The sequence below is a fragment of the Paractinoplanes ovalisporus genome (genome assembly GCF_016834655.1).
Lineage (GTDB): Bacteria > Actinomycetota > Actinomycetes > Mycobacteriales > Micromonosporaceae > Actinoplanes > Actinoplanes ovalisporus.
Genome location: NZ_JAENHP010000053.1, coordinates 1 through 4,994, shown reverse-complemented (window position 1 = coordinate 4,994; position 4,994 = coordinate 1). Strand labels below are relative to the sequence as shown.

At 69.5% G+C, this 4,994-nt stretch carries 6 protein-coding genes; 4 read left to right on the top strand and 2 right to left on the bottom strand.

The window, feature by feature from the left end:
• The first annotated feature begins 198 nt into the window (after positions 1–198).
• The 3 genes from JIG36_RS51310 (at position 199) to JIG36_RS51300 (ending at position 2,698) form a co-directional block, all read left to right on the top strand.
• The gene (locus JIG36_RS51310; RefSeq protein ID WP_203384260.1) at positions 199–1,218 is read left to right on the top strand and encodes a proline racemase family protein; all 1,020 of its coding nucleotides are present in this window, start codon (positions 199–201) and stop codon (positions 1,216–1,218) included.
• 68 nt (positions 1,219–1,286) lie between these two features.
• Positions 1,287–1,769 (top strand): hypothetical protein, encoded by a 483-nt coding sequence (locus JIG36_RS51305; protein WP_203384259.1) that lies wholly within the window; start codon positions 1,287–1,289, stop codon positions 1,767–1,769.
• Positions 1,766–2,698, top strand: a complete 933-nt coding sequence (locus JIG36_RS51300; protein ID WP_203384258.1) for a DMT family transporter — start codon at positions 1,766–1,768, stop codon at positions 2,696–2,698. The genes JIG36_RS51305 and JIG36_RS51300 overlap by 4 nt, the downstream gene beginning before the upstream one ends.
• Before the next feature lie 74 nt (positions 2,699–2,772).
• Here JIG36_RS51300 and JIG36_RS51295 read toward each other — a convergent pair whose 3' ends face one another.
• On the bottom strand, positions 2,773–3,369 hold the full coding sequence (locus tag JIG36_RS51295) for a hypothetical protein (RefSeq protein WP_203384257.1): 597 nt from the start codon (positions 3,367–3,369) through the stop codon (positions 2,773–2,775).
• Between the two features lie 37 nt (positions 3,370–3,406).
• Entirely contained in the window at positions 3,407–4,093 is a 687-nt protein-coding gene (locus tag JIG36_RS51290) for a hypothetical protein (RefSeq protein WP_203384256.1), read from the bottom strand.
• A gap of 120 nt (positions 4,094–4,213) precedes the next feature.
• Here JIG36_RS51290 and JIG36_RS51285 point away from each other — a divergent pair, with 120 nt between their 5' ends.
• Entirely contained in the window at positions 4,214–4,807 is a 594-nt protein-coding gene (locus tag JIG36_RS51285) for a hypothetical protein (protein ID WP_203384255.1), read from the top strand.
• Positions 4,808–4,994: the final 187 nt, after the last annotated feature.

Here is a 4,994-nt window from a genome sequence, read left to right as displayed (position 1 = left end):
GCCCAGGCACGCCGCAACACCTCATCAGCCAAACGCCGCCCAGGCACGCCGCAACACCTCATCAGCCAAACGCCGCCCAGGCACGCCGCAACACCTCATCAGCCAAACGCCGCCCAGGCACGCCGCAGCACCTCGTCAGCCAGACGCCCCGGGCCACGCCGCGGCCTCTCGTGATCGGTGAGGCCCTAGTCTCGGGGCATGGCCCAGGAACGGATCAGCACGGTCGACTACCACACCGCCGGAGAACCGTTCCGGATCGTGCCGGAGCCGCCGGTGCCGCTGCCCGGGAGCTCGGTGGCCGACCGCCGCCGCCTGGCCCTGGACAGCGCGAACGCCCGCCGCCTGCGCGAACTGCTCTGTTTCGAGCCGCGGGGACACGCCGACATGTACGGCGGGTTCATCGTTCCACCCGACGACGACGGCGCCCACCTAGGCGTGTTGTTCTGGCACAAGGACGGGTTCTCCACCGCCTGCGGCCACGGCACCATCGCCCTCGGCGCCTGGGCGGTCGACTCCGGCCTCGTCGCGGCGCCCGCTGACGGCAGCGTCGAGGTGATCGTCGACGTGCCCTCGGGCCGGGTCACCGCCCGGGTGCATCGCGCGAACGCCCGTACGGTGGCCGTGGATTTCGTGAATGTCCCGAGCTACGTCGTAGCGCGTGACATCAAGCTGAAAACGTCACGCGGCGAGCTGCCAGTGACCGTAAGTTACGGCGGCGCCCTCTACGCCAGCGTCGACGCCACCCAGGCCGGGCTGGACGTGACCCCGGAGCGTTACCGCGATCTCATCACGCTGGGTCGCGAGATCAAGTGGGCACTCAACGACAGCGAGTACGCCACGCACCCCCGAGACGCGCGGTTGAGCGGCATCTACGGCACGATCCTATTCGAGGAGCGCCCCTCCACCGGCAGCAACGTCCATCAGCGCAACGTCACCGTGTTCGCGGACGGCGAGGTCGATCGTTCACCGTGCGGCTCCGGCACCTGCGCCCGCCTCGCCATCCTGGCCGATGAGGGCCGGGTCGCGGCCGGCGGACCGCAGCTCACTCACGAGTCGATCGTAGGTTCCGTCTTCACCGGCGCGATCGTGGCGGCCACGACCGAGGACGGCTACCCAGCGGTCGTCCCCCAGGTCACCGGCATGGCCTACCCGACCGGCGAACACACGTTCATCGTCGACGACACCGACCCGGTCATCCCCGGCTTCGTCCTCCGATGAGGGCAACGCTTCGTACAGCCATCGATACCGCATTCCATGCTCCAACGAGACCAGCGCAACGTCCCCCAATGAGCGCAACACTCAGTCCAGCCGTGAGCGCAACGTTCAACCCCGCAGCGCGCGCAACGCCCACCCCGGTAACGAGCGCAACGCTCACCCCGGCAATGAGCGCAACGCTCAACCCCGCAACGCGTCCTTCGCTCACCCCGGTAACGAGCGCAACACTCACCCCGGCAATGAGCGCAACGCTCAACCCCGCAACGCGTCCTTCGCTCACCCCGGTAACGAGCGCAACACTCACCCCGGCAATGAGCGCAACGCTCAACCCCGCAACGCGTCCTTCGCTCAACCCGGTAACGAGCGCAACACTCACCCCGGCAATGAGCGCAACGCTCAACGCCGCAACGCGTCCTTCGCTCAACCCGGTAATGAGCGCAACGCTCACCCCGGCAATGAGCGCAACGCTCAATTCGACAACGCCGGCAACGCTCAACCTGATAACGAGCGCGGCGCTTCGTGCTCGGATGAGCGACGTGTCAGTGCTGCCGTGAGCGACCCGCCCGCCCGGGTGAGACGGCTCGGGCTGCTGCAGATCAGTGCGGCCGGAGTGCTGTGGGGCACCGGCGGCCTGGCCGTCACCCTCCTGCACGAGCGCGACGACCTGGGCGCCATGACCGTGAGCGCCTGGCGGATGCTGCTGGCCGCCGTCGCCCTGATCGGCTTCGCCGCCGCGACCGGGCGTGTGCGAGACGTCCGGGCCCTGTTCCGCGCCCGGCCCGGGCTGACCGTGCTCGTCGGCTGCGGAACCGCCGCCTACCAGGGCCTCTACTTCGTGTCGGTGCTGCTGGTCGGGGTGAGCGTGTCGACCGTGGTCTCATTGGGCCTGGCTCCCGTGCTCGCGGCCACCTGGGAACACCTGCGCGCCGGCACCCGTCCGTCACCACGCCAGGCCGCCGTCCTGCTGGCCGCGCTGACCGGCCTCGTCCTGATCAGCGCGACGGCCGGACACGGATCAACAGCGCCAGGCAATTCCCCGTACGCGGGTCTGGCCCTGGCCGTGGCGGCCGGAGTGACCTACGCGGCCACCACGGTCCTGGGGCACTCGCTGGCCCAGCGAACCGATCCGACGACGCTGACCACCGGCACCACCACGGTCGGCGCCGTCGCCCTGCTCCCGTTCCTGATCGTGGCCGCGCTGACCGGCCAACCGGTGATCGGCACCAGCCCGGGATCGCTGACCCTGATCGCCTACCTCGGCCTGGCGACCATGGCCCTCGCCTACGGCCTGCTCTACGCCGGTCTGCGCACCACGACCGGTTCGGCCGCAACCATCGCGACGTTGCTCGAACCTGTCTCCGCCGCCCTGCTGGCCGCCACGCTCCTCGGCGAACGCCTTCCCTGGCCGGCCATCCTCGGAGGGGTCCTGATCCTGGGCGCGGTCGCTGCCCTACGCCCGGCCGAGCACCCCGACCGCCCGTAGCTGTCAGCGGAAACGGATTGTCTGCAGGACGCCCCAGCCGCCGCCCTGCGATTCGGCGGTCAGGCCGTTGTCGCCTACGTACATACGGCCGTGCGGGTGCCGGTGAAGTCGACCAGGCTGCCCGCCCCGGTTTGCAACCAACGGTCCAGGCCGTCGTCCGTGACGTCGATCAGGACGCTGGTCTCGAGGTCGACGCCGAAATCTCGGAGTTGGCTGACGTCCGACGTACGAGAGGGTGCCTCGGCCGGCCGGAAGGACGTGTCGGCCGACGACTGCGCTGGATGGGAAGACGCGCCAGCCGACGTCTGCGCTGGGCGGGAAGCCGCGTCGGCCGACGACTGCCCTGGATGGGAAGCCGCGTCGACCGAGGTCCGGGCCGGTTGGGGAGGCTTCCCGGTCGGGAACGACGGCGTCACGCCGTGCCCGGCTCGACCGCCTCGTTCTGTCGGGCCCGCCGGCAGGTAGTGGCCGGACGGCTCGCGGCTGCGGTGGAGGACGGTTCCGACGCCGGCCGCGGCGATCAGGACCGCGGCGAAGGCGGCGCCGACCGCCTGGTTGCGGCGGCGCCGGTCGGCACGGCGGCGGATCTCGGCGGCGGTGTAGAGGTGCGCGTTGCGCCGGACGTGGTCGGAGTAGGAATCGAGGCTCTGCTGGATGCGATCGTCATACATCGCGACGCACACGGAACTCCGTCGGGGCGGGCGCGGGTCAGCCCGCGTACAGGATGGTCTGCAGGCCTGTGCGCCCCTGCCCGCTGGTCGTGATCTTGCCGTTGTCGACGCGGATCACTCCGTACATGCCCTTCAGCTCGAACTGACCGGAGTCGCCGGCCGGGACGATCGTGAAGATCTGCTGCGCGCGGCCAGCATCACAGGTCTCCAGCTTCAGCGCGGCGCCCTTGGTGTCGGCCACGCAGGAGCCCTGGCCAAGGTCCTCGTTCCAGAACGGCGGCTTGATCAGCACCTTGTTCTTGGCGGCGACCGGCGCCGGTTTGAGCGCCATCATCGTGGAGTCGACCCGGCTGGTGCCGGTGAAGTCGACGACGCCGTTCTTGCCGATCTGCAGCCAGCGGTCGACACCGTCGTCGGCCACGTCGATCAGCACGCTCTTGTTCAGGTCGATGCCGAGCTGCCGCAGCTCGCTCACGTCGGAGGTCGGCGTCTTGGCAGGCTTCGACGTGGTGGTCTTCGAGGGCGTAGTGGCCTTCGGCGGGGTTGTGGCCTTCGACGAGGCGGCCCCAGCTTCGGCGGGTGCGGAGGTCGCGGACGTCGCGGGAGCGGTCGTGGCCGGGTCGGAGGCGCCGCCCGGCTGAATCGTGGTCGGGGTGCCGTTGGCACAGGCCGAAAGGGTGACGGCGCTCAGGACGGCGACGGTTCCGAAAACGAGGGATCGCATGGGTGCTCCTTCAGGGGGGTGTGTCGTGCGATGCCACGGACACGCCCCAGAGGCTCCCCTGATTTCACCGCGAAGGTAACGGAAAGGTAACGGGATCCAGGCGGCTGGCAGATTGGACCCATGTCGTACGGGGGACGGATCGCGATCGTGCTTCTGGCTCTGGCCGACATCGCCGTTCACGCCGGGCTGGGCGCACGTTTCCTGCAGGCGACCCGACTCCCTGGAAGCCGCGCATTGTGGCGGAGTTCAATACACACTCCCGGTTTCCTTTATTGGGGCGTCCCGGCCGCGTACGGCGTGGGCGGAGTGTTCGTGGCCGCGAGCGCCGCCTTGGCCGCTCCTTCGTGGCTGACCGTAGCCGCGGCGCTGCTCATCTCCCCCGCGCTGGCCTGGCTGTTCCACCGGACCGTGGACGGCGAGCTACGGCACCTCCGCGCATACGAGGCGACCCGAACCCTGGTGACCACGGCCGAGTCGCTCGCGAAACAACACGGCGGTAACGTCGCCGGCGTACGGCGGATCTCCGGCAGTGTCCTGACGTCCGAACCGCCCACCGCACCCACCGACCCGTGGCACAGCCGACGTTCGTGGTGGGTAAAGCCGCTGCTCGACATCGTCCCGGCCGACATCAACCCGGCCGGCCACGACAGACTGGACCGGGCACTGGCCGGTTTCGACCGAGCGCAGGCGCGCTTCAACGAGCATCGCCGCTGACAAACGCGCAACGCGCGCACAAACGAGCAACACCCGCGACAAACGAACAGCGCGCACAAGCTGAACCGCCCCGGGTTTGGTAGCGGCTAGATGGGTTGGGTTTCCGTCCTGGTAGGGCGGGGTTTGTTGGGTTGGTGCAGGGTTTCGAAGTCGGCTGGTGGCAGGTCCGCGGCGCCGGTGTGGATGC

Bases quoted from the DNA above. Each gene is read 5' to 3' on its own strand.
- JIG36_RS51285 (WP_203384255.1), top strand. From the start codon at position 4,214: ATGTCGTACGGGGGACGGATCGCGATCGTGCTTCTGGCTCTGGCCGAC.
- JIG36_RS51290 (WP_203384256.1), bottom strand. From the start codon at position 4,093: ATGCGATCCCTCGTTTTCGGAACCGTCGCCGTCCTGAGCGCCGTCACC.
- JIG36_RS51310 (WP_203384260.1), top strand. From the start codon at position 199: ATGGCCCAGGAACGGATCAGCACGGTCGACTACCACACCGCCGGAGAA.
- JIG36_RS51295 (WP_203384257.1), bottom strand. From the start codon at position 3,369: ATGTATGACGATCGCATCCAGCAGAGCCTCGATTCCTACTCCGACCAC.
- JIG36_RS51305 (WP_203384259.1), top strand. From the start codon at position 1,287: ATGAGCGCAACACTCAGTCCAGCCGTGAGCGCAACGTTCAACCCCGCA.